The 24442-nt window shown below is 61.9% G+C and carries 21 protein-coding genes and 1 pseudogene; 11 read left to right on the forward strand and 11 right to left on the reverse strand.

Annotation, left to right across the window (positions count from 1 at the left end; all coding sequences use genetic code 11):
- Positions 1-257 precede the first annotated feature (257 nt).
- Together MTR64_RS07345 and MTR64_RS07350 are read left to right on the forward strand one after the other, a co-directional pair.
- Positions 258-1754 (forward strand): mechanosensitive ion channel family protein, encoded by a 1497-nt coding sequence (locus tag MTR64_RS07345; RefSeq protein ID WP_243992374.1) that lies wholly within the window; start codon positions 258-260, stop codon positions 1752-1754.
- An 84-nt stretch (positions 1755-1838) separates the two neighbouring features.
- Entirely contained in the window at positions 1839-2717 is an 879-nt protein-coding gene (locus MTR64_RS07350) for an autotransporter outer membrane beta-barrel domain-containing protein (protein WP_243992376.1), read from the forward strand.
- Positions 2718-2751: 34 nt separating this feature from the next.
- On the opposite strand, the gene MTR64_RS07355 is transcribed toward MTR64_RS07350, so the two are convergent.
- The 4 genes from MTR64_RS07355 to MTR64_RS07370 form a co-directional block, all read right to left on the reverse strand.
- On the reverse strand, positions 2752-3612 hold the full coding sequence (locus MTR64_RS07355; protein ID WP_243992378.1) for a hypothetical protein: 861 nt from the start codon (positions 3610-3612) through the stop codon (positions 2752-2754).
- A gap of 47 nt (positions 3613-3659) precedes the next feature.
- Positions 3660-4217 (reverse strand): hypothetical protein, encoded by a 558-nt coding sequence (locus MTR64_RS07360; protein WP_243992379.1) that lies wholly within the window; start codon positions 4215-4217, stop codon positions 3660-3662.
- A complete protein-coding gene (locus MTR64_RS07365; RefSeq protein ID WP_243992380.1) occupies positions 4214-4948 on the reverse strand; it encodes a DUF2092 domain-containing protein in 735 nt (244 codons plus the stop codon). The genes MTR64_RS07360 and MTR64_RS07365 overlap by 4 nt, the downstream gene beginning before the upstream one ends.
- Positions 4949-5209: 261 nt before the next feature.
- Positions 5210-6019, reverse strand: coding sequence for a hypothetical protein (locus tag MTR64_RS07370; RefSeq protein WP_243992381.1), 810 nt, complete (start codon positions 6017-6019; stop codon positions 5210-5212).
- Between the two features lie 270 nt (positions 6020-6289).
- On the opposite strand from MTR64_RS07370, the gene MTR64_RS07375 reads away from it, so the two are divergent.
- A complete protein-coding gene (locus MTR64_RS07375) occupies positions 6290-6919 on the forward strand; it encodes a YidH family protein (protein ID WP_243992382.1) in 630 nt (209 codons plus the stop codon).
- Between the two features lie 18 nt (positions 6920-6937).
- On the opposite strand, the gene MTR64_RS07380 is transcribed toward MTR64_RS07375, so the two are convergent.
- The 3 genes from MTR64_RS07380 to MTR64_RS07390 form a co-directional block, all read right to left on the reverse strand.
- Positions 6938-7300, reverse strand: a complete 363-nt coding sequence (locus tag MTR64_RS07380; protein ID WP_243992383.1) for a DUF1622 domain-containing protein — start codon at positions 7298-7300, stop codon at positions 6938-6940.
- An 18-nt stretch (positions 7301-7318) separates the two neighbouring features.
- Positions 7319-8305 carry a SphA family protein gene (locus MTR64_RS07385; protein WP_243992384.1) on the reverse strand — a complete coding sequence of 329 codons (987 nt, stop codon included), beginning with the start codon at positions 8303-8305 and terminating at the stop codon, positions 7319-7321.
- Positions 8306-8445: 140 nt separating this feature from the next.
- Positions 8446-9624, reverse strand: coding sequence for a BamA/TamA family outer membrane protein (locus MTR64_RS07390; RefSeq protein WP_243992385.1), 1179 nt, complete (start codon positions 9622-9624; stop codon positions 8446-8448).
- Between the two features lie 130 nt (positions 9625-9754).
- Between MTR64_RS07390 and MTR64_RS07395 the strand changes: the two genes are divergently transcribed.
- The 3 genes from MTR64_RS07395 to MTR64_RS07405 all read left to right on the forward strand — a co-directional run bounded on the left by MTR64_RS07395 (position 9755) and on the right by MTR64_RS07405 (position 12922).
- A complete protein-coding gene (locus MTR64_RS07395; RefSeq protein WP_243992387.1) occupies positions 9755-10843 on the forward strand; it encodes an autotransporter outer membrane beta-barrel domain-containing protein in 1089 nt (362 codons plus the stop codon).
- 126 nt (positions 10844-10969) lie between these two features.
- Positions 10970-11953, forward strand: coding sequence for a formylglycine-generating enzyme family protein (locus MTR64_RS07400; RefSeq protein ID WP_243992389.1), 984 nt, complete (start codon positions 10970-10972; stop codon positions 11951-11953).
- 336 nt (positions 11954-12289) lie between these two features.
- On the forward strand, positions 12290-12922 hold the full coding sequence (locus MTR64_RS07405) for a sensor histidine kinase (protein ID WP_243992391.1): 633 nt from the start codon (positions 12290-12292) through the stop codon (positions 12920-12922).
- Positions 12923-12961: 39 nt separating this feature from the next.
- Here MTR64_RS07405 and MTR64_RS07410 read toward each other — a convergent pair whose 3' ends face one another.
- Positions 12962-13612, reverse strand: coding sequence for a response regulator (locus MTR64_RS07410; RefSeq protein ID WP_243992393.1), 651 nt, complete (start codon positions 13610-13612; stop codon positions 12962-12964).
- Between the two features lie 262 nt (positions 13613-13874).
- On the opposite strand from MTR64_RS07410, the gene MTR64_RS07415 reads away from it, so the two are divergent.
- The 3 genes and pseudogenes from MTR64_RS07415 to MTR64_RS07425 all read left to right on the forward strand — a co-directional run bounded on the left by MTR64_RS07415 (position 13875) and on the right by MTR64_RS07425 (position 19045).
- The gene (locus MTR64_RS07415; protein WP_243992395.1) at positions 13875-14720 is read left to right on the forward strand and encodes a hypothetical protein; all 846 of its coding nucleotides are present in this window, start codon (positions 13875-13877) and stop codon (positions 14718-14720) included.
- Between the two features lie 178 nt (positions 14721-14898).
- On the forward strand, positions 14899-16413 hold the full coding sequence (locus MTR64_RS07420) for an arylsulfatase (RefSeq protein WP_243992397.1): 1515 nt from the start codon (positions 14899-14901) through the stop codon (positions 16411-16413).
- 274 nt (positions 16414-16687) lie between these two features.
- A pseudogene (locus tag MTR64_RS07425) lies at positions 16688-19045 on the forward strand (arylsulfatase).
- A 45-nt stretch (positions 19046-19090) separates the two neighbouring features.
- Here MTR64_RS07425 and MTR64_RS07430 read toward each other — a convergent pair.
- The 3 genes from MTR64_RS07430 to MTR64_RS07440 all read right to left on the reverse strand — a co-directional run bounded on the left by MTR64_RS07430 (position 19091) and on the right by MTR64_RS07440 (position 21998).
- Positions 19091-19987 (reverse strand): SDR family NAD(P)-dependent oxidoreductase, encoded by an 897-nt coding sequence (locus tag MTR64_RS07430; protein ID WP_243992399.1) that lies wholly within the window; start codon positions 19985-19987, stop codon positions 19091-19093.
- Positions 19988-20049: 62 nt separating this feature from the next.
- The gene (locus tag MTR64_RS07435) at positions 20050-20583 is read right to left on the reverse strand and encodes a MarR family winged helix-turn-helix transcriptional regulator (RefSeq protein ID WP_243992401.1); all 534 of its coding nucleotides are present in this window, start codon (positions 20581-20583) and stop codon (positions 20050-20052) included.
- A 5-nt stretch (positions 20584-20588) separates the two neighbouring features.
- Positions 20589-21998 (reverse strand): cytochrome P450, encoded by a 1410-nt coding sequence (locus MTR64_RS07440; protein ID WP_243992403.1) that lies wholly within the window; start codon positions 21996-21998, stop codon positions 20589-20591.
- A gap of 182 nt (positions 21999-22180) precedes the next feature.
- On the opposite strand from MTR64_RS07440, the gene MTR64_RS07445 reads away from it, so the two are divergent.
- Complete coding sequence (locus MTR64_RS07445; RefSeq protein ID WP_243992405.1) at positions 22181-23002, forward strand: enoyl-CoA hydratase-related protein; 822 nt, start codon at positions 22181-22183, stop codon at positions 23000-23002.
- Positions 23003-23057: 55 nt separating this feature from the next.
- Positions 23058-24377, forward strand: coding sequence for an amidohydrolase family protein (locus tag MTR64_RS07450; RefSeq protein WP_243992406.1), 1320 nt, complete (start codon positions 23058-23060; stop codon positions 24375-24377).
- Positions 24378-24442 lie beyond the last annotated feature (65 nt).

Below are 24442 nucleotides of genomic sequence, written 5' to 3' on the forward strand. Positions count from 1 at the left end.
ATCATCCCGCGCAATCAGGCTGCCCGGAGAAGACGGCGTTGGCATTCGCAACCTCTTCAATGATGGACTCTTGCGCAGAGTCGAGAATGCCCCGGGACCGTCTGGGATCCGGCATACCGGGAACAGCAACGGCTCTCGCCGTGCTGCTCGCAACAAGCCCTTCGCCTTCCTCAGCGACACCTCCCCGGCAACCCGAAAGCGCCGAAACAGAAAAGGCATCGCCGGAAGACCCATTGGGGCGCGGAACACCGCGAACCATGCAGATCGGCCTGCTCGACGCACTGGCCAAGAGGGATCTGGCGCACCTCACCCGGTATCTGGACGTCAAGGACCCAACATCAAAGGCCAGCCTGCGCAAGGCCAGGACGTTTTCCGAAGTCCTCGACAGCCAGGGCACGATGCTGCCCCGCATCGATCTTTCGCTGCGTCCCGAAGGCAATCTCGATGACGGGCTTCCCCCGGACGAGGAAACGATCGGCAGTTACGAACAGGACGGTGAGATCATTCCTGTTCTCGCGCGCCGTGTGACCCACGATGACGAGACCCCGCTGTGGCTCATTTCCGCGGACACCCTGGCGCAGTTGCCGGACCTTCCCGAAGCGCCCGCCAGCGAAATGGCGACGGCGGACCTCGAGGAGGACCACAGCCTCATGCTGTTCGGCGCCCCGCTCAAGAGCTGGGCGTTGCTGGCGGGGCTGGGCCTGACCCTTTTCAGTGTCATCGTCCTGGTATTCCGGGCGCTCTGCAGCCGGATAGGCCTGAGGCGTGGAGACATCGAACGCCACCCCGTATCCGACATCATCTTCGCGATCGTTCCGCCCGGCGCCCTGATGCTGGTCTATGGCGCGATGTCGCAGCTGGCCGTACCGCTCGGCGCCGGTCTCGTCGAGCGAACCGCCATTGCCCGATACTCCGGGATCTTCGTCTGGGCCGCCGCGACCTGGCTGGGATGGCGCCTGATCGGCGTTATGGGCGATCTCGCTGCCTGGCGGTTCCGCCGTGCCGGCCGCGTGCAATGGATCGGTGCTTCGAACTTCCTCATGCGTACGCTGCGGCTCGCCATGGTCATGCTTGGCGCCGCCGCACTCCTCGCCACATTCGGGATCGATGTCACCGCCGGGCTCGCCGCGCTAGGGGTTGGAGGCCTCGCGCTCGCGCTGGGCAGCAAGACGGCTGTGGCAGACCTAGTCGGCAGTATTGTCATCCTCGCGGACAAGCCCGTCCGAATTGGCGACAAGTGCAAGGTGGGCGGACGCATCGGGGATGTTGTCGACATCGGCATGAGGTCAACGCGCATTCGCACAATGGAACGTTCGATCCTGTCGATTCCGAACAGCGCCCTTGCCGACAAGGAGATCGAGAATCTCACCCTGCGAGATCACTTTCATGTCGAGCAAATGTTCGGAATATCCTTCGACGCAAACGCGCGGACTATTAAAAAGGTGCTCGATACCGCGCGGGCCGTGCTGGAGGCCGATCCGGACTATGTTCCCAGCACTTGCCCGGTCCGCTTCCGAGGGTTTGGCGAAGACTGTTTCCGGTTCCAGATTCGCGCGAACCTGCAGTGCCTTTCGCATGACGACGGCTATCTGCGGCAAGAACGCCTGCTGCTGGAACTGTTGAAACAGCTTGAGGCGGCAGGGATCACAATTGCCCTGCCTGCCCGAAGGCTCGAATTGGCGCCTGGCCCGGTGAGCGGCCCCTCGGACTCTTGGGAATCACCCGGAGCGCACATGGGGACAAACCCTGATTAGCCCGGCCCGGTGCTCCGGTTAGCCTTCATTTGGACTGACTTCAGTACGGCGTGCGGTGCGTGCCATTCAAGGTAGGAAATCCAGATGGGCAACAGCGATTTTTCCAACGCAGGAACAGTCAACCACACGCACTCGAAGGCGATCCGGATCGCCAGCGTGGCATCGGCCGCGGCTGTCGCGGCGGCCCTATCCTGCCCTGCCCCCGTCCGGGCGCAAACACTGGATGACGACTACTGGCTCAACGTCCAGGCCTACTATCCCAGGGTAGACACCAATGCCCGGGTGACGGCGAAGACCGAACAGGCAATCGGCACGGACATCGACTTCGAGAAGGATCTCAAACTCGATAACCGGGACGTTCTGCCCGCAGTATCGGCGGGGGCCCGCTTCGGGCACGTGGTTGTCGCCGCAGACTTCTTCAAGCTCAAGCGGAGCGGAAGCATCGATCTGGCCCGCGACCTCGTATTCGACGATGTGACGTACCCGGTGAATGCCCGCATCTCCAGCGGGTTCGACAGCAACATCTATCGCCTGACCGTGGGCTATGCCCTGGTACAACAGCCCGATCTGGAATTGGGCGCGGCCATCGGCGTTCATGCGACGCAATTCCAGCTTGAGCTTTCCGGCCAGGCGACGACCGATGGCGAGACGTTCGCGACCGAGAGGCGCCGGAAAAAAGTGTTCGCGCCGCTGCCGACAGTCGGCCTCTTTGCAACCTGGCGCCTTGCCCCGCGGCTGGAAGCCACCGGACGCGTCGACTACCTCTCGCTGAAGATCGGAGACTACGACGGCAGGCTGGTCAATGCGCAAGCCGGCGTGTCTTACAAAGTGCTGAAGAATGCCAGCATCGGTCTGGCCTACCGCTACGTCAATTATCGCATCAAGATCGACAAGGATGTCTGGAGCGGCCGGATCCGCTACGCACTCAACGGGCCGGCACTCATATTGCAGGCCTCATTCTGAAAAACCGCAGATGGAAGAAAAGGCCGCAGCCGGATCAGGCTGCCGCTTTCCGAGGCTGCTTGCCCATGTAACGAAGATACGGGATGCACAGCACCGTCGAAAGCACCAGCGACAGCACGATAGCGGCTGGCGCCAGAGACGCGGCGGGGAAGGTCTGAGTTGCGATGGCGACAGCCACCCCCGGGTGCCGGGTTGCCGCGGCAAGCGACAGGGCTGCCTTGTCACCCCGCTCGGGGCCACCGAAGAAATAGCCTGCTACCATCCCTGCGGCGATCGTGATGCACAACACCACCAGTGTCCCCTGCCCGATCACGTCACGGATGCCCGGAAGCATCATCACGACCAAGCCCAGCACCGCGAGGACCAGGAGAGCAGTACCGATCTTGCTGAGGATCGGGCTCAGCTGCGAAACGGCCGTGCCGAACATCGGGGAGAGCGCGAGGCCCGCAAGAAGCGGCGCCAGAACCGTGACGATAAGCGGCATGGCCACCGCCATGGGCGTTATCGCCGCTTCGACATCAAAAATACTTGCAGCAAAGGCGATGCCGAACGGCGCGACCACGATTGAGGCGAGCGTCGCTGCGAAGAGCAGGCCCGTCACATAGCAGGCCTCGCCCCCGGCCTTGATCTGCTTTCCCGGCAGGATCGGCGGCAGGGGAGAAAAGGCGATCGCGACAAGAGCAACCTTTACGGCGGGATTGAGATCGAATGTGCGTGCCAGAAGAATCGCCACCACCGGCACGACCACGAACATGGCGGCAAACGCCCCCAGGCCGAGGCGCCAATGAACGAACAGATAGCCGAGATCGGCGACCCTGGCCCGCAGGGCCAGTGCGAACAGCATCAGTGCAATGCTGATGACAAGCATAAGCTTGAGGATCACAATCACGCTCATCGGGATGTCCCCCAGGATGCGGCGCGGCGGGATGCCGCGCCAATCGGTCAGCGCGGCGGATTGACCACCACATATTGCACGGAGGAACCGGAATACTGCGGCTGATACCAGGTGTTGCCGCATTGCGAGTAGCTGATCCCGTTCACAGCCACAGTGCTGCAGTTCGGCGGGACACTACGCACGATCGAGCCCACTACGGCAGCGGTCACGGCCACCGTGGCCGCAGTCCGCGCCGGATGCCAGTGATCGTCCCAGTCGTCCCAATGGTCATGATGGTTATAGTGACCGCCGTGATGGCCCCGGTCGTTGTAGTTCACGTTGACGTTGTGATTGACGTTGACGTTGGCATTGCCACGCGCGGGCGGACGAGGACGGGAATGTCCTCCACCGCCACCACCGGGCCTTTTGCCGCCTGCGGCTGGCCGCCCTCCGCCACCGCCGCCGGGCTTTTTCGGAGGTGCGAGATGCGCCCCCGTTTCGTGGGCGTTGCCGACGCCCGGTCCGCCATGACCCGAGCGAAACGCAAAGCCGCTGGCGGGGACACTGGCAAGGACCAATACCAGCGTGGCTGATGCGGCGACGCCGCGAGAGTGGATGCCAGTCATTGATCGTCTCCCTTCTGTCCTGCGGCTTCGGCGATGGTGATGCGCTTCGCCGTGGCAGGCGGCGTGAACGCCAGCGTCGATGCGGGAATGTTCATCGCGGTGTCCCAGTGAAGAACCGCGGTATATTGCGGCATCGCCGGATCGACGCGGCTGGTTATGATGATCTTGCAAGGCAACGGCTTGTCGCTCTCTTCAAGCCAGAGCTGCCAGTCGACCTTTTCCTGCCGGAAAGCGTAGTGCATGCAGGTGCGATTGCCGATGTGCTCGGGCCTGATGACCAGGGCCTCCTTGATGCGCGCCCGGATCGTCTGATCGGTGCCCCAGGTAAACAGATCAGCCAGCGGTATTTCGATGTCGTATTCGGTGCGGGCCTTGTCCAGGGTCAGGCCGATCGTCGGCGGCGCAGCGAAGTCGGCGTAATATCCCAGCACAGGGGCATAGATCGTGAAGAGCTTGCCGTCATAGTACATCTCGCGCGTGCGGGTGTCAGACGCGGCGACGATCTTGAAGGCATCGGGCCTGTGAACCTTGAGGTCCAGTGCACCGCCGAACTGGACCTTCTGTCCGCCCTCCAGGACCACTTCCGTCGTGACATCCGATTTGACTTCGAAGGACGTCAGCGTCTGCAGGTACTGCGCCATGTGGTCCAGCGCGTCGAAAGCGTCCTGATCGATCAGGGAGTCGTCCGCCTCGGGCTGGTCCGCGGCCTGCGCCCATGCAGAGGCCGACACGCATGTTCCCACAAAGGCAAGGGTAGTAAGAGCACGTCGGAAAGTTCCTGGATTGGCCATTGCATCATTCCTCTTTCCCGGCTGGAAACCCCGCCTTCCTGCCCTGTCGGGCAAGCCTTGGGGGGTGTGGGGCCAGCGTTCGATCCGCCCGAACTATTGGCCCTGATCTCGGCGGTCCCTATCGGGGTTTTCTCCCATTAGCGGCGCTATCGACCCTGCCTGCCAAGGCTGCTTGCCCCCGATCGGCAATGGTTGTTCCGATCATTTCGGGAAAAGCAGGGTCATCACGAACCGCGCCCCCCATTCGGGGCCTCCGGCCGGACGCTCTGCATAGTATTTCGCGCCCACGCCGAGGCTGACCGGCTGTTTGCCGAATGCAAAAACATGGCTGACGGTCGCGTTGACCGGCACGGTCCAGGTCTTGTGCTTCCAGTCATAGGTGGTCTCGGTGTTGAGGCCGAAACTCGTCGAATCCGGCAGCGTTTTCGTGATGAAGGGCTGGATGAACGTCGCGCTGATGTCTTCCCGCTCGGACTTTCCGGCGAACGACCAGATGTGGTTGGCCAGCAGACCGAAAGTCATCCCCCCACCTTGCTTCAGGACAACAGCAGTGGGCCCGGCACCGAACTTCTTGGAGCCAAAGGTAGAATTGCCAGTAGGCCAGAGAATGACGGGTCCTACGCCCCAGACCAGTCCATTGCTGGATGCCTTTGGGGACAGGAAGAAGCTCTGCACCGTATCGCCCAGCCCGGTGTCGCCCCCTTGACCGCGAACGGTCTCGGACTGGGAGATTACCGGCAGGATGGTGCGGGTAATCAGGTTCCAGTCGGATGAAGCCGAAACAGGAATGACCGGCTGAATGTTAAGTGTAAAGCGGTCCCCGTCGGCCGGCCCGTAGCAGCAGTCGTAGTTGAACTGGAACGGTACCGAGATCAGGTTGGAAATCGGGTTCGCCAGCTGCTCCGCCAGCCCCTGTCCATTGCCCGCTTCTTCGGCATCCTGAGCGTGAACTGCACAGGAAACCAGCAGTGCTGCGGCGGCGAGCGCCCTTCCGGAAAAAGTAAAATGCATCTCGTGGTATCCGATCCCGTTTGAAGATCACCGCAATCCCGTCAGGTGAGACAGCAAGCCCTCAAGGTATCGATGCTGGCGGCCCGGGCAGCCATCAGGGCCAGCCCCGGTCGGAGCCGGGAAATACCGCCAAATCGACAGTCTGTTGCCGCCGCTCCAGCCGCCACCTCAGGAACCGCGGGCCTTCCCGGGCGGGATTACCCTGATTGCTCCCTGATACCGGTGTCTTCCAGACTGCGAACCAGACCAGCAACCCGGAGCACAAGCCAGATGACAGGCCAATCGCCCGCAGAATCATTCGCCCGGCCGGCACGGTCCGAGCCCGAGGACGTGCCCGAGCTTCCCACGATCGGCGCGGATGAGGCGGCCGAGGCCTCAACCATCTACTCCCGGTTCCGCACGGGCCTGTCGCGCCGTAGAACCAGTCTCTCGGAACACCGCACGGACTTGTCCGAGTTCCGCACCGACCTCTCCGGGACACGCACCGAACTGGGAATGCGACGCACGGGGATGGCCCTCCAGCGAACCCGCATGGCGGCCGACAGAACCTTGATGGCCGAAATCCGCACGTCGCTGTCAATGATAGGTTTCGGATTCACCTTGTACGAGACGTTCCGCCGGCTGAGTGCGGCCGTAGCGATCGCCGATTCCCATGCCCCCCGCAATTTCGGCCTGAGCCTGATCGTTCTGGGTTTGCTCATCCTCACGGGCGGAATCTGGCGCCACGTCCAGTTCGCCAACGAACTGCGCGCACGGCGCAAGGAACTGGTGGCCGACACCCTCATCCATGGCGACAGCGCCTACCCGATATCGGTGAGCCTGCTTGTGGCAATGGGGCTGTTTGTCGTGGGTGTCCTCGCTGTGCTGACCGTTGCCTTCGGACTCAGTCCGTTCGAATAGAAGACCCGGGACGCACCTTCACCCTTCGGCCGCCCCCCTCATGTCCGGCTCTTCAAACGCCTCGATGTCGCGTTCGAGGAAAAAGCTCAGTCCTGTGCGGATCGCGGCGATGGCAGCAAGTTTGCCGACGTCGTCCCACGAGGGGGAAATGGCGGTGCGAATGATGTCCGCGCCGAGCGCGAACTCCAGCGCCAGAATAATCCACTGGGCGAAGCGCATCCAGATCAGGCGCCTTGTCACGCTTTCGCTTTGCACGACGAGATGGACCGCCATGCGCGCCAGCGCCTCGACGGCACCATACATGACCAGCACCGCGACGACGCCTTCGAGCATCAGTGCCGAGGCCGAGGCAAATGTCATGAGGATTTCTTCCATGGTCATCAGGCCTCCCCGGAAAACTCACTGCTGCGGCAGGTTCATGGAAATCGGAACCGAGAAATCGAGCCAGAACGACATGCCCTTGAGTCGGTTAGTCGTTTCCAGTTCCCGGAACACGCGCGTCCGGAAGGTCGCAGGCACCCCCGCCATGACGACATTCGTCGCAGCGGTCACGCCAACCGCCACGGTTTCCCCGCGAAACGGCCCCAGCACACCGTTGTCGTTGCTGATTTGCCTAGCGTAGTACCCTTGTACGCCCAAGGAAAACCTGGGCGAGAATGCCTTTTCCACCGCTGCCTCGACATGGACTTCGTCGCCGCTGTCGTAGCCGGTATCGTCGTTCTTTCCATTGAACGTGTATCCGGCCTTGGCGGACAGGTCCCAGCCAGAGGCAGGGTCGTGCCAGCTCACTGCGGCCGAACCGTCCACGGCCCAGCGATGCAGCGAAAGATTGGCCAGCTGCCCCTCACGGTAATTGCCGACGGGCACATTGATCATCGACGAGAGTTCAAGGTGAACCTTCTCGCCATGCCAGCCGAGCATCACCAGCCCGACGGGATCTCCCGTCGTCAACGCGGTATCGCGCCGCCGGGCCGTAAGGGCAGCGCCACCCGGACCGGTGAGGACCGCGTCAACGTCGAGCATCGGCGCGCCCAGCGGAGCGGTCACTCCGACGGCCAGCGTCCCGCCCAGAAAGTCGGTGCTGGGAACGAACAGCAAGGTCGTGAAATCCGCGACGATCGTGGCATCGAGGCCGGCAACGATATTCCCGTTGAGGGGAAATTCCCGCTCGGCCTTTGCATCACCGTCGTAGACGTAGATGACCTTGTCGAAATACACACCCTCCACCGGCGGCATGACTGCGGCCGCGGGCCCGCCCGAGCCAAGCAGGTAGAGCGACGCCGCGCCTTCCGTAGCGTGAGCATGTCCGGACGCACCGAGCGCCAGCAGCACCGCCATGGCCGTTCCCGTCCTGGCGCTGCACCGTCCTGTCCTGCGGTTCCCCATGGCCGTCCTCCCGCAATTGCGTTGAACGTCCAGTTTAACCGTCAAGGACCGGCGGCTAATCGGGGATTACCCCCGGCGGCAGGGCTGATCGATCCCATAGCGGCGGACTGTGACCCCCGGGGTGCGCACCGCCGGCGCCTTCAGAATGCTTCGCCGATCCCGAAATAGATCGCGGATCCGTCCTTGCCCCAGGCGACATCGAACCGCAGGTTCACATTGTTGGACTCCGAAGCGAGATAGCGCAGGCCTGCCCCGCCGGAGGCCAATACATGGCTGTGCTTCCATATGTCGCCAGCGCTCGGCGCGATGCCACCCACCCCTGCAAAGCCGACCACCCCGAACCGCCTCGAGATTTTCTGCCTTACTTCGCCCTGCAGGACCCAGCTTGCCCGGTCGCGATACCGGCCTGCCTCGTAGCCACGCAGGTCGGCGTGCTGCCCGAAAAGGCACAGATCGTAGAACGGCGCCTTGCCCTTTACCGCGCACAAAGCCCTGCGGACGGCCAGTACCGTTTGCCTGGCCACAGGAAAGTACGCAGTCGACAGGATCTCCAGCTTGCGATGTTGGAAATCACTGCCGAGGAAGCCAGCGCCGAACATCCATGTTCCCGTGACCAGCACGCCCTTGCGAGGATTGAAGGGATGGTCACGGGAATCAAATGTGAAAGACGGGCCGATCGCGTTGACATTGCTGCGCAGTTCAACGCCCGGCAGTTCAAGCTCAGGGTGATCAGGCGTCGGAATGCTGATGGATGAGCGGATGCGCAGATAGCTCACCCTCACACCCAGATGCAGCCTGGAAAGCAGCCCATGATCGAACAGGCGCACCTGCCCGTCGATATAGGCCTTCAACCCCCTGTCCCTCAGATTCACTGAAATGCCAGCTGCTCCGGCCTGTGGACCAATGCCGTAAAATTTCAGCTTGGCATCGCCATACCCGGCAAGCCCACTGATCCTGAAACGGTCATCGTCCAGCGACATCTGGTGGAACAGCCCGCCGCCCCAGCTGTCGGTGCTGGTATACCCGGCCGCGACGCCGGTAACCCAGGGCTGGGGTGCATCGTTGGGATTGTAGTAGAGCACGCCAGCCAGTGCCGCCCCCGTTCCCAGAGCCGGATTGGACACCGGCAACGGCGCGATCACAAGGTCGGCAGATTTGCCGGCGGCGGCGCCATCTGAGGCAGGCGCGTCGCGGAGCGTGTCCGCCTGATCTTCCATTTCGGTCGGAATATAGGCCGCCTGAGCCTGGGCCCGACCGGCAAAGGGCATGGATGTGGCGATCAGCAGCAGGACGCATGACGGAAAGGCAAGGGTGCGCATTCGTTCTGTCCCGAAAGCGATATCCAGACCCTCACCCTAGGCAGAGCCGTCATCCGCTTCCTATCGGGTTTAACCCGGAGCGACCGGCGGCTGAGCGGCAGCACCTACCTTTGTCCCGGGGCAAATCCCGATGGCGGACTCGCTGCCGGCGGGACATCCTCACAGCATGTCTGAACGCGTTGTCTCCCTGCCCCTTGTCCTGCTCTGCATTTTGGGAGCAAACACGGCCCAGGCTCAGGACTCCGCGCTCGAACCGCGCGAGTATGCGCAACCATCCGAAGAACCGCTTCCCGCACCGCCATGCGATCCATCGATCCGGAATAGCGACAGCGTCCCGTTCCTGTGCCCGGCCAACCAGACGGATGACCGCCCCACCACCGGAAAAAAGACCCGCAAGCGCCTGTTTCCGCTGGGCGGGCAAGCCGCCATAAACCGCGGCTACCGCATTCCCGAGCCTTGGGGGCTGGGTCTTCTGATCGTGAAGAACACCAACAACTTCGACTCCCGCGACCTCGCCGTCGCCGTCGCCAAGGGCAATGTCCCCCCAGAGGACGCCACTCTCCTCCCTCTGCCCGCCGTGACCACGAACAGGCTCGAGGGCGACAACACCTTGTACGGGTTCAAGGCGGACCTGTGGCTTTTCCCGGGCGTAAACCTATTCGCATCGCTGGGTAAGGTGAAGGGAACGAACCTTATCGACGTCAATATCGATCTCGACGCGATCATTCCACGCCCGTTCTGCCGGCCGGCCAGGCCATGCGGTTCGGTCCACCTGCCGATCGAAACCAGGGTGGATAATGTCACGTTCACGGTGGGCACGGTGCTGATCTACGGGAATGAACACTGGTTCGCGCTGGGATCGATCGCCAAGACCGTGAGCATTTCCTCCCAGGACCGCTCGGACGTACGCTCCACCAATCTGGGAATCCGCGCAGGCCCGAGGTTCCGGCTCGGTGAAGACACCTATCTCGCGCCCTATTTCGGGGCCAACTATTTCGATCTCGATACGACCGTCAAAGGGGTCGTGACGAGCGGCCCGGTCTTCGACGACGGCGATACGATCAGCATGCGTTACCGGGTCGAGATGTCTGCAAGCCACCCATGGGCCGCGCTGGCCGGTCTCAATCTTGAATTGAACAGGCATCTGTCCTTGCAGGCCGAATTGCAGGCCAGCCAGGATTCAACCCGTGTTCTCACAAGTGCCAGCATCCGGTTCTGATCCCGGCTCGACGAGTCGCGCCAGGGTTTCCCCGGAAGCAGAGTCGAGGGGTTCCCCCGATTGCCAGGTCACCCCGGCCGTGGTCACCTTGGTTGCTAACGAACGATACCCGTTCCGGAGGATTCCATGCGCGAACACGTCACGTCGAACAGCGGCAATTCACCAAAACCTGATGCCGATGGCATGATATACCTCGATGGCGATACGTACTGGATGGGATCCGACGATCACTACCCGGAAGAAGCCCCATGCCATCGCGTGCATGTCGATCCCTTCTGGATCGACGAGGTACCCGTTACCAATCGCCAGTTCAGTGCCTTTGTCGCGGCGACAGGCCATGTCACGACAGCCGAGATCGCGCCTGATCCCGCAGACTATCCTGGCGCCCTGCCCGAAATGCTGCGTCCAGCCTCGCTTGTTTTCCAGCCGCCCGGTCGCCCGGTGCCACTTACCGACATCGGCCAGTGGTGGGACTACCGCTTTGACGCGAACTGGCGCCATCCCCTTGGACCTGGCTCCACAACCGAAGGGCTTGAAGACCATCCCGTGATCCATGTCTCCTATACGGATGCATGTGCCTACGCCCAATGGGCCGGGAAAGATCTGCCAACCGAGGCCGAATGGGAATATGCGGCACGGGGCGGCCTCGAGCGGAAGGAGTTTGCATGGGGTGACGAGCTCATGCCCGATGGCAAGGCCATGGCCAACACATGGCAAGGCGCCTTCCCGAATGAAAACACCCTCGTTGACGGGTACGAGCGCACGTCTCCGGTTCGCACCTACCCGGCCAACGGCTTCGGCATTTTCGACATGATCGGCAATGTGTGGGAATGGACAAGGGACTTCTTCGCCGATGGGCATCGGTCCGTCCCCGTGCGTCCGTGCTGCGCCCCCCGCAACCCTCGCGGCCCCGCCATCAGCGAGAGCTACGATCCGGCGATGCCCGATATCCGGATTCCCCGTCGCGTATTGAAGGGGGGATCACACCTTTGCGCCCCCAGTTACTGCCGCCGTTACCGCCCGGCGGCTCGCCACGCACAGCCGGTGGATACCTCCACAAGTCATGTCGGCTTCCGCTGCGTGATTCGTGGTGATCGGGGAAACCCCTAAGGTATTTCACCCAGCGGCTTCTCTTCAAAAAAAGCTAACCCGACAAGAACACTTATGATAAATATCTTCCAAAAGAATGATATCTTGCGTAGAAAAAGGTTTATATTCAACTAACGAAACAAACAATATAGATGGAATTAAATTTCCTCAACATGTCTTTGAAATACAGGTGTTTTCGTATAAAAATTTCAATGCGATAAATTGATATTTTCCAGGATGAAATCCCGTGCATCAAAGCACATGGGGGTAGAGATGCTGATATCCGACTATGCATTGGTCTCTCACGAGAGCCCACAAGCTGTCGCAACCCACGGCCACACACCTTCACATTGGAAAATGGAACTCGCCCTTCTTCGGGCGCGAGATGCCGAACGGCGCAGCATTGCACGAGATTTGCACGATGTTACCGCGCAATTGCTGTTGAGGCTTGAATTCAATCTCCACGCCATCAGCACGGCAGACAGCGCGGTGACCGATATCGCTTGCAAGGATGCCGGAGACGTCGTCACACAATTGCAGCAACAGGTGCGTTGCGTTGCCTACCTGCTTCATCCGCCGGAACTGGAAACCTTGGGTCTGCCCGGGGCACTTGATGCGCTTGCAGCAGGGATGTCCGCCAGAACCGGCATCGAGATTGGCTTCAAATGCCGGGGCAATCAGGGCAAAAACTCGAAGCAGACGGAAATGTCGCTGTTCCGGATCGCCCAGGAAGCACTCATGAACGTGTTCAAGCACAGTGGTGCGCGTAGGGCAGAAATGCGGCTGCACTGCAGCGGCAACTGGCTGTGCCTGCGCATCCGTGACTTTGGCGTCGGCATCGCAACCGGACGCGGCCTGGACCGCAACAGCGGCGTCGGGATCAACGGGATGAAATCCCGTATGGCCGAACTGGGCGGCCGGATCCGGGTCAGGCCGCTGGAAAATGGGACTTCGGTAACGGCCGTCGTCCGCGACAGCGTATCCGGCTGACCGGCCAGAACTGTTCACAGGGAAAGACCAGTCCGTGAACTAGGGTTCTATGATATTGTTGCGCACGGCGTAACGCACCAGATCGGCCGTCGTCTTGAGGTCCAGCTTGTGCATGGCAGCTGCGCGGTGCGTTTCGACAGTCTTGATCGACAAGTCGAGAATGGCCGCGATTTCCTTGTTCAGGCGCCCTTCTGCAATAAGCTGCACGATTTCGCGTTCACGCGGAGTCAGCGCCGCCCCGGCCGAGTTCTTGGCTGCAGACTCGATGAACCGGTCCAGCAGGGTCTGCGAAACATTGCCCGAAAAATACGGCCGCCGGATCGAGAGCGCTTCGACAGCGGCTACCAGATGCTTGCTGGCATCCGACTTCAGCAGATAGCCGCGCGCGCCTGCCGTCAGCAGTTCTGCGAGAACATCCTCACGATCGTGCATCGTGAAGATCAGCACTTCCACTCGCGGCATTTCCTTCTTGATCACCCGCGTGAGTTCAAGGCCGTTCATCATCGGCAGGGAATAGTCGAGGATGGCGATATCCGGCTGGGTCGAACGGATGATCTCCAGCGCGTCACGCCCGTTCGACGCTTCTCCGATAACCCGCCAGTCAGGATGCGAAGACAGCATGCTGCGCACGCCAAGCCGGATCGCTTCGTGATCGTCGGCGAGAACAATGCGGCGAACTGGACTGCTCAATTTCCCCTCCTGGTTGGCCATCGGGGCTGGTTTGCACGTAATCTGAGTGAGCCATCTTTTCGCAGTTAAAAAATGACCACCATCGGGGAAACCCCCCGGTCCTGATTTATGCGCCCCTATCGCCGCAAGACGAAATTCAGCGGAAACCGGCATTCAACGCGCGATGAACGCTGCCTTTTCGTCTCGCCGGTTCAGGGGTTTGTCCCGATGGCAAACCGGAATGCCGGGCAGAAAATAGCCGCCAGTCCTCTGGAGAACGGCGATGACGGCATTCGGAACCTGGTTGCTGACCACACCCATCTGGCTGATCGCCGCTGCCATTTACGGCGGCATGATCCTGTCGGCCCTTGCCGGCTGGAAACTGCGTGCGAAAAGCGCGGATGACGTATCACCGCGTGCGAAAAGCGAGGAGGGCTATGTCGTCTCGTCCGTGATGGGTCTTCTGGCCCTGCTGGTCGGGTTCACTTTCGCGCTGGCCATAGATCGCTACGACACCCGCCGTAAGCTGGTGCTCGAGGAAGCGAACGCCATTGGCACGACCTACCTGCGCACCCAGCTGCTCGAGGAACCGCATCGCACGCGGATCAGCAACCTGCTCCTTTCTTATACGGAAAACCGGGTCGATCTCGCGCGCTCCGCAGACAACGAGACCCGGCGCAACGACCTGAAGGCGAGCAACCTGATGGTGGAGCAGCTCTGGGCTGCTACTGTCGCCGCCTTTCCCACCATCCAGACCCGGCCGCTGTCGAGCGCCTACATCGGCTCCGTCAACGAAGTGATCGATCTCGATTCGGCTCGCCAGCAATCGCGGCGATCCCATGTGCCGGTGGAAGTGTTCATGATGCTGGTGCTCTACCAGCTGATCGCGGCGGGCGTGCTGGGTTACGTTCTCGCCGGGCGGCGCGGGCGCACCACGGCCTCGCTCCTGCTGATCCTCTTTGGCGGCGCGCTCATTCTGGTGATCGATATCGACCGCCCGACCTCCGGCGGCATCACCGAAGACCAGCGCCCGATGGAACAGCTTCTCGAGACGATGAAGGCTCAGCCTCCCGGCACCTTTGACGTCCCGATGGTGCCACCAGTTTCGGAGGACTTGCCGCCACAATGACCGCTCGGGCCAGCGCCCCCGGCAACCCGGCAGACTCCCCGGCCAATCTCAGGGCAAATCCCCATAGGACCGCGTCACGAAGGCGGCCAGATTTCCCTCAGGACCGGAATGCTCGCCGCCACCGAGATGTTCCGGTCCGGCCCCGTTCCCGAAAAATCCCAATCGACGGAGAAAGCCAATGGCATCGAGACCCAACATTCTGGTCATCTGGGGTGATGACATCGGCTGGCAGAACGTCAGCGCCTATGGGCTGGGCACAATGGGCTACACCACGCCCAACATCGACAGCATCGGCTACGAGGGCATCCGCTTTACCGATCACTATGCCCAACCTTCCTGCACGGCAGGCCGGGCCTCGTTCATCACCGGCCAGTATCCGATCCGCTCGGGGATGGTCACTGTCGGCCAGCCGGGCGAGCCGCTCGGCCTGCAGCCTGCCTCCCCGTGCCTCGCCGAAGTGCTGAAGGCCGCCGGTTATCGCACCGGCCATTTCGGCAAGTCGCATCTGGGCGACCGCAACGAACACCTGCCGACCAACCACGGGTTCGACGAATTCTTCGGCAACCTCTACCACCTCAACGTCTCCGAAGAAGACCAGCAACGCGACTATCAGGCCTTTGCAAAGGCCTATTCGGGCAGCCTCGAGGAGTACGAGAAGAAGTTCGGCGCACGCGGCGTGCTGCATTGCTGGGCGACTGACAAGGACGATCCGACCGAAGACCCGCGCTTCGGCAAAGTCGGCAAGCAGAAAATCGTCGATACCGGCCCGCTCCATCAGGACCGCATGCACGAGGTAGACGAGAAGGAATTCATCCCGCCCGCGCTCGAATTCATGAAGAAGGCCAAGGATGCGGACGAGCCCTTCTTCGTCTGGCTCAACACCAGCCGCATGCACCTCTACACACGCCTCAACGACAAATGGCGCTATGCAGCCGAGAAGTACTCTTCGGAAGCCGACCTGCACGGCTCGGGCATGATGCAGCACGACCATGATGTTGGCATCGTGCTGGACTTCCTCAAGGAACAGGGCCTCGATGAAAATACCATCGTCTGGTACTCGACCGACAACGGCCCCGAGCACTCGTCCTGGCCGCATGGCGCCACCACGCCATGGCGCGGCGAGAAGATGACCACCTACGAGGGGGGCATCCGTGTCATCTCGATGCTGAAGTGGCCGGGTGTCATCGAACCGATGCAGCTCAAGAACGGCATCCAGTGCCATCAGGACATGTTTACTACGCTGGCGGTCGCGGCCGGTGTCAAAGACGTGAACAAAAAGGTCCTGGAGGAGAAGCAGCAGTACATCGATGGCGTGAACAATCTCCCCTATTGGAAGGGAGAAAGTGAAGATTCGGCACGCAATCACTTGTTCTTCTACAATGAATCCAAGCTCGCCGCGCTGCGCATGGGCCCGTGGAAATGGCACTTCGCCACCACCGAGGACTATTACGGCACGATCACCGGCCGCTCCAAGCCGCTGGTCTTCAACATCCGCATGGATCCTTTCGAAAGCTACGACAACTCGGACAGCTACGGGCACCTGATCCAGAAAGTCTCATGGCAGACCGGACCGCTCGGCGAACTCATGAAGGAACACCTCGGGACGCTTGCCAAGTACCCCCCGGTACAGGGCGGCAAGAGCTTCGACATGTCGAACGTGGTCGAGCAGTTCATGAGCAAGGGACACGACTGACGCCCCAACGGGAGTGCTGCCACCCCTCCCCCCCCGCAGCACTCCCGCTGGACATTGCCCCGGCCGGATCGTTCGTAACGAACACCGCCGGGGCAATGTCCAGTTTCACTCAAATATTTACGAACATAGGAAAAGAAAGCGTCCTGAACAGTCCTCGGACTTTCCCGAAGTGACCTCAGGGTTGCCCCCGATGGCCCATCAAGGTTCCTCCTTCCTAACAATGCAGGGCTTCTAAGCCCCCTTGTTCTCAGGGCGGCCCCACCGAGGAAACGACATGGCTCTCAACGAATACAAATCCGGTCACGCCTTCTCCGGCGTGGCTGGCCGCACGTTCGACGTCTCGCAGCCCGCATGGCCCGCCCCAAACCGCGCGAAAGCGGGGGCTCCTAACGTCCTGTTCATTGTCCTTGATGACACCGGGTTCGGCCATCTTGGCTGCTACGGCAGCCCGATCCGGACGCCCAACATCGATGCGCTCGCCGCCAGCGGCCTGCTCTACACCAACATGCACACGACAGCGCTGTGCTCGCCCTCGCGCACCTGCTTCATCACCGGGCGCAACCACCACTCGAACGGCATGGCCTGCATCACCGAACGCGCGACGGGCTTCCCGGGCTCGAATGGTATCATCCCGTTCGAGAACGGCTTCATCTCGGAAATCCTCCTCCAGCAGGGCTACAATACATATGCCATCGGCAAGTGGCACCTGACGCCCACGGAGCAGACTTCCGCCGCAGGTCCCTACGACCGCTGGCCGCTGGGCCGCGGCTTCGAACGCTACTACGGCTTCCTCGGCGGCGACACGCACCAGTACTATCCCGAGCTCGTGCGCGACAATTCGCAGTTCGAACAGGAGAAGAGCCCCGAGGAAGGCTAGCACCTCACGGTCGACCTCGTCGAAAAGGCCAAGGGCATGATCGCCGATGCCAAGCAGGTCGCACCCAGCAAGCCCTTCTTCATGTACTTCTGCACCGGCGCGCAGCATGCGCCCCACCACGTGCCCGTCGAATGGGCCGACAAGTACAAGGGCAAGTTCGATGGCGGCTGGGACGTTTACCGCAGGGAGACGTTCGCGCGCCAGAAGGAGCTCGGCATCCTCCCCGCCCATGCCGAACTCTCCCGCCATGACCCCGACGTGCAGGACTGGAACGCCCTCAGTGATGACGAGCGCAAACTCTACGCGCGCATGATGGAGGTGTTCGCGGGCTTCCTCGAGCACACGGACCACTACATCGGCGAACTGATCCAGTTCCTCAAGGACATCGGCGAATACGACAACACGCTGATCATGTTGGTCTCGGACAATGGTTCGAGCGCCGAAGGCGGCCCATCGGGTTCGGTCAACGAGAACAAGTTCTTCAACAACGTGCCCGACGACCTCGCGCAAAACCTTGCCGCAATCGAGGACATCGGCGGACCGAAGTACTTCAACCACTTCCCCTGGGGCTGGACCCATGCCGGCAACACCCCGTTCCGCCGCTGGAAGCGCGAAACCTATCGCGGCGGCGTGTCCGACCCCTTCCTGATCTCATGGCCGAAGGGCGGCATCCGCACCCAGTTCGCTCACGGTATCGACATGGTACCCACCGTGCTTGACTGCCTCGGGATCGAACCACCGCCAACGATCCGCGGCGTCACCCAGTCGCCGATCCAGGGGTTCAGCCTCAAGTCCTCCTTCGAGGACCCTGCGGCCGAGGCACTGCACAAGACCCAGTACTTCGAGATGTTCGGCACGCGCGCGCTCTACCATGACGGCTGGCGTGCGGTTTGCCCCCGGCCGGGCACTTCGTTCACCGAGGCCGATCATGCCTTCGGCGATGCGATCGACCACGACATGCTCAACACACTCGATGCGGAATCATGGGAACTCTACAATCTCGACGCCGACCCGACCGAAACCACTAACCTTGCCGACAAGGAACGCGCGCGGCTGATCGAGATGATCGGCATGTGGTATGCCGAGGCAGGCAAGTACAATGTGTTGCCGATCGACAGCCGCACCACCGAGCGCCTTGCCACGGAGCGTCCGCAGATCGCCGAAGGGCGCACCCGCTACGTCTACTATCCCGGCACCCAGACCGTCCCCGGCAGTGCGGGCCCGCGCCTGCTCAACACCGCGCACTCGGTCTCGGTCCATGCGACCATCCCCGAGGGCGGCGCCGAAGGCGCGCTGTTCACCATCGGCGGGAATGATGGTGGCTTCTGCATCTACATGAAGGACGGAAAGCTGGTCTACGGCTACAACTACGTCGCCGACCAGCGGTGCAGGATCGCGTCCGCCGACGACGTACCCTTGGGCGATCACATCCTCAGCATCGAATTCGAACCGACGGGACAGGCGGACATCGCCAAAGGCATGGGAACGCCCGCAACATTGCGGCTGCTCGTCGATGGCGAAGAAGTGGGCGAGGGCGAGATGCCCAAGACGATCCCGCTCCAGTTCGGGCTTGCGGCAGGCATCACGATTGGCAGCGACAACGGTTCGCCTGTCATGCTCGAAGACGAATACCGCCCGCCCTTCGCGTTCTCCGGCACCATCCACAAGGCGCTTGTCGACGTCACCGGCGAACCGCTCGAGGACAAGGAAGAGGCGATCAAGGCCTACCTCAAGATGGCCATAGCGCGGCAGTAATTGGCAGGATGTTGGCTGAGCAAGATCATTCCCGGTGGGGTATATCTAGTCCCTGGACACTTCGCCGGGAATGACTGACACGGGAAGCGGCGGAACCTGCGGAGCACTTGCAGGCCTCCCGGCGCGCAACCATGGCATGGCCCCGGTGATGGCCCCGGCCGTCCAGCGGGAATGATGCTGCACTTTCCGGCTTTCGGCGGGGTCCTCCCAGATGGCTATGGACTGGCCGCTGATGGAGAAGACCTCGCCGGTAACCTCCGCCGACTGGTCCGAAAGCAGATATGCGGCCAGCGGCGCGATATCTTCGGGCACCGATCCGATCTTCAGCCCGGAGGCTTCAGTCATGCGCGTATCGGCGACCGGAGAGAGCACATTGGCCCGGATGGCGTGTTCTCTGCCGGCCAGGGCGACACTCTTGGTCAGCCCGACGATCCCCGCCTTTGCCGTCCGGTACGGCGCCCGGTTGGGATCGCCCATCACATAGCCAGAACCAATCGCGACCAGCGAACCACCTTGGCCATTTGCCACCATGGCTTTGAATGCGGACTGGAACATCAGGAAATGCCCCTTGAGATGGGTGGCAATCACCTCGTCGAAATCGAATTCAGTGAGTTCCATGAAGGGCCGGTGTCGCAGTATCCCGGCACAGCAGACGAGCCCGTCCACCCGCCCCCACGCGTCCAGCGCGCTATCGATGATCGCGCGGGCACCTTCGCTGGTCGCCACGGATGCGGATACCGGCAAGGCAGCCCCGCCTTTATCCACGATCTCCCGCGCGACACTTTCGGCCACCGCCGGATCAGGACCACTGCCATCGAGCGCCGTGCCATGGTCGGCCACAATCACCCTCGCCCCCTCGCGTGCAGCTTCAAGCGCGATCGCGCGGCCTATGCCACGCCCTGCGCCGGTTACGACAACGGCCTTTTCCGCAAGCAGCGCCATATCCCGTCCATCCTCCCATTTTTCTTCTTCTCAGTCAGATGGCGGCCAGATCTCGCTCCGGTTCAGCCGAACCGTTCCAGCAGGGCCAGCGCCCCCGCCACCTGAGAGCCCGACGCGGCCTTGTCCTTCGCAGCGAGGCCGTGGCGATCGATGTATGATTCCAACGCCTGTCTGAGCACGCCCAGTTCGCCGGTCAGGGCCGCACACCGGTCCGCGCTGAAGTGGCTCAGAAAGGCTTCGGCCGTCTCGAAGGCCCGCGCTTCGGCCCGGCGTTTGAGGTCCTGTGCCTTTTCCGTCGGCAGCAGCAACATTGCGCGCTTGTGGTGGGGGTTGTCCGCCTTTGCCAAAAGCCCTTTCTCGACCATTTCGTTCACGATCCGCTGAATGACCTGGCGCGGATGGCCAAGGTCGCGGCCGATCTGGGGAACAGTCGGCGGGACAGGTGCGTCGAAAACGGCAAAGAGAACAAGCTGCTGCAACACCGACATGTCCGCCGCGTCGGACAGCTCCGCGAATAGGTCCTCGAAGCAGCTGCGCAATCGCAGGATTTCGTCGATTACCGCCAGGAAGGGATTTGATGTGACTGGTCCGCCCATGGCGATCAGTCATCCCAGACGATGTGCAGCTTGTCGATACCGAGGATATGGCTGCACAGGTATTCGACCGGCTTGTCCGGATCGAGCCGGAAGCGCGGCAGGCGTGTCAAAAGTTCCTCGTAGAGCGTCTGCAGTTCCAGCCGCGCCAGATGCGCGCCCAGGCACCGGTGCGGGCCCGCGTTGAACGCGATGTGCGACTTGTTGTCACGGTCGAGATCGTAAGTGCCCGGATCAGAATAGGCTGCCGGATCGAGGCTGGCGCCGGGCAGGTAGAGCATGACCCGCTCGTTGGCCTTCATCTGCACGCCCTTGAACTCCAGATCGTGCGAAACCCGGCGAACCGGAACGACGAAGCTGTAAAGCCGCAGCATTTCCTCGGCCGCCTTGGGGATCAGAACTGGTTCCGCACGCAGCCTGTCCTGCAGGTCCGGATTTTCGGCAAGGTGGCGCACGGCATAGCCGATGGCGTTCATCACCGTGTCGAGACCGGCAATGAACAGGAGAACGCCATAGTTCTCCATGTCGTCCAGCGTCATCGGCTTGCCGTCGATCTCGACCTTCCAGAGCATGGAGAGGATGTCGTCTCGCGGATTGTCGCGGCGGTCGAGGATCTCGTCTCGCATGATCGCCGCGACTTTCATGAGGCGCTGCATCGCAGCCATGTTGCCATCCGGCCCTTGCGCGGAAAGCCGCCGGTTCAGCATCGCCCGGTACGGCGGGATCATCTGCAGCGACAACCCCACCTTGCCGAGCAGCTTTTCGATCCGGCTGACGATCCCGGCAGCCTTCATCATGCGCTGCGCCGCGGCCGGGTTGGCGTCGGATGCTTGCGCGGCGAAGTTCTCCTTCACCAGTGCCCGGTATTCCGGCATCATTTCCAGCGGCAGGCCGAGCATCTTCAGGAAGATCTGGACCGGCAGCGGCTCCGCCACGGCGCTCATGAATTCGCAGCGCCCCTGAGCAACGACAGGATCGATCAGATCGACAGCAAGATCGCGGATCTTGGCCTTGAGGCCAGAAACGGTCTTCGGCGAGAAGACGGTCTGCAGGGGCTGGCGGTACTTTTCGTGCAGCGGCGGATCGAGCAGGATCGGATAAGGGATCGGCACATGGGGTGATCCCTTCGGCATCATCGCCAGCATCGCCAGCAATTGCTCGTGCGGCATGGGTTCGCTGGAGAACGAGGCCGCATCGCGCGCGCCATCGAACACCGCCTCCTTGCCGAAGAACACCCAGTGCCCGCCGTTGCGCGGAGTCCAGAACACGGGCGGTGCTGCTTGCGAGAGTTCGAGAATGCGCGCGTGCGGATCGGCCTTGAGGGCCGGATCACCGAACATGTCGAAATCGAAAACCGCGCTGTCGGGAATGTGGCCGGGCGTCGGCGTGAGGGGGCTTGGTGATGCCAGCGTGGCCATGAGACGTCCTCTCCTGCTCACCCAGATTATGGATGACACTAAACCATATTGGAACTTAATGTTCCATATTGTCTCTATTGCGTCAAGGTGGTAGGCCATGGCCAGTGAAACACCGGACGGCGTGCCGGACTTCGGAAAAGCCGGTGCAGCGTTACAAACGGCCGTCCCGGGAGAGAGGTGCGATGCAGATTGAAAAGCCGCAGATGAAAAAGGTTCTGATCGATACCGACGGCGCGGTGGTGCGGCTGACTTTCAACGATCCCGGCACTCTCAACGCGATGGACGCGCAGATGGCGAACGAGGTTCGCGACGCGGTCAAATATGTCGCCGATCCCCAGAACGGGTTCCGCTGCCTGCTCATTACCGGGGCAGGCAAGGGGTTCTGTTCCGGAGGCAGCGTCGCCTGGATGGACAGTGCGCGGCAGGAAGGCGAATCCGGCTCGCGAACCGACCATGGCGTCACTTTGGGAACGCACCATCATTATGTCCTGAAGACACTCCGGAACCTGCCTATTCCGATTGTCACCGCCGTGAACGGTCCGGCGGCCGGGCTCGGTTTTTCCTATGCGCTGGCGGGCGACATGGTGGTCGCGGCCCGCTCCGCATTCTTCCTTTCCGCGTTCCGGCGCATCGGCGTCTCCCCCGATGGCGGCCTCAGCTGGATGCTCCCGCGGATCGTGGGCTGGGCGCGCGCCAAGGAACTTATGGTCATGGGCAACCGGCTCTCTGCCTCGGACGCTCTGGACTGGGGGCTCGTCAACCGGGTGTTCGACGACGGCACCTTCATGGATGAAGCCATGGCCATTGCCCGCGAACTCGCCGAAGGGCCCACGGTAGCCATCGGCATCACGCGCCAGCTGTTCTGGGAAAGCTGGTCCCGCTCCTACGAGGAGCAACTCGATCAGGAAGAACGGCTGCAGCCCCGCACTTTCGCCACGCACGATGCGGCCGAAGGCGGGCGTGCGATGCTGGAGAAGCGAAAGGCCGTCTTCCTGGGACACTAGATCAACAGGAGTGGCCAGGTTGCGCGGCCAGCAAAGACAAGAGGAGAGATGCGAAATGGAAATGAACGACATGATCCTCGTCAGCGTGGACGATCACCTGATCGAGCCCGGCGACATGTATGACCGGCAGCTTTCGGGCGATCTTCTGGCCAGCGCGCCCAAGCTGATGACGATGGACACCGGGCAAAGTTACTGGACCTATCAGGGCATGCGTTTGCCGGTAACGGGCCTAAATGCAGTGGTCGGCCGCGTACCCGAGGAATACGGGATGGAGCCGACTTCGCTGGCGCAGATGCGGCGCGGGTGCTGGGATCCCAGGGCGCGGCTCGACGACATGAACGCCGATGGCATTGCCGTGCAACTGAATTATCCGACCGCCGTAGCCATGGATGGCTCAATGTTCGCCAACGCGCCTGACAAAGATCTCGCGCTCAAGCATCTGCGCGCCTACAACGACTGGCACAGCGACGAATGGTGCGCCACCGATCCCGCCCGCTTCATCCCGCTTGGCATCCTGCCGGTGTGGGACATGGATGCCACGGTTGCCGAGATGAAACGGCTGGCGGACAAGGGCTTCCGTTCGGTGACGCTGAACGACAACCCGACCAAGGTCGGCCTGCCCTCGATCCACAACGAATACTGGGTGCCATTCTTCCACGCGGCAGTCGACAACGACCTTGTCGTCTCGATCCACATCGGCCCCGGCAATCCGTCACCGCAAGCCTCGCTCGAAACGCCGATTGATGCCTGGATCACGACGATGCCGATGTCGGTCAGCGTCTCCATTGCCGACTGGCTGAACCTGCACGTCCTGCAGGAACTGCCGGACCTGCGCGTCAACGTGGCCGAAGGCGGCATCGGCTGGGTGCCGGCCCTGATCGAGCGGGCCGATTACGTCTACCGTCACCACCACAAGTGGACCCATGCCGATTTCGGAGGGAAGCTGCCCAGCGAGGTGTTCCGCGAGCACTTCATGGTCTGCTTCATCACCGATCCCTATGGCCTCAGGAACGTGGAGTACATCGGCGAGGACATCGTGGCCTTCGAGGTGGACTATCCGCATTCGGACTCGCCGTGGCCCTGTTCACCCGAGCAATTGTGGGGGCAGATCGATGGCCTCTCCGACCGGTTGCTCAACAAGGTGACGCACGAGAACGCGCTCAACTGGTTCCGGTTCGATCCGTTCACGACGCACCGCAAGGAAGAGCTAACAGTAGGCGCACTGAGGGCCAGGGCGAAGGCTGCCGGGGTCGATACCACTCCGCAGAGCTTCGGGGGCGCCCGTCCACTTGCTACCGGCGAAAAGAGACGCGTGACTTCGGGCGACATCCAGAAAATGATGGGCATCATGGCACAGGCCGCTGAAAATGCCTGACCGCATCCAACCGTCCCATGAAGCGAAAGGCCGCGTTCCTGGGGCGCTGACCGATAGAGCGGGCA

The organism is Novosphingobium album (ex Hu et al. 2023), assembly GCF_022832385.1.
Lineage (GTDB): Bacteria > Pseudomonadota > Alphaproteobacteria > Sphingomonadales > Sphingomonadaceae > Novosphingobium > Novosphingobium album.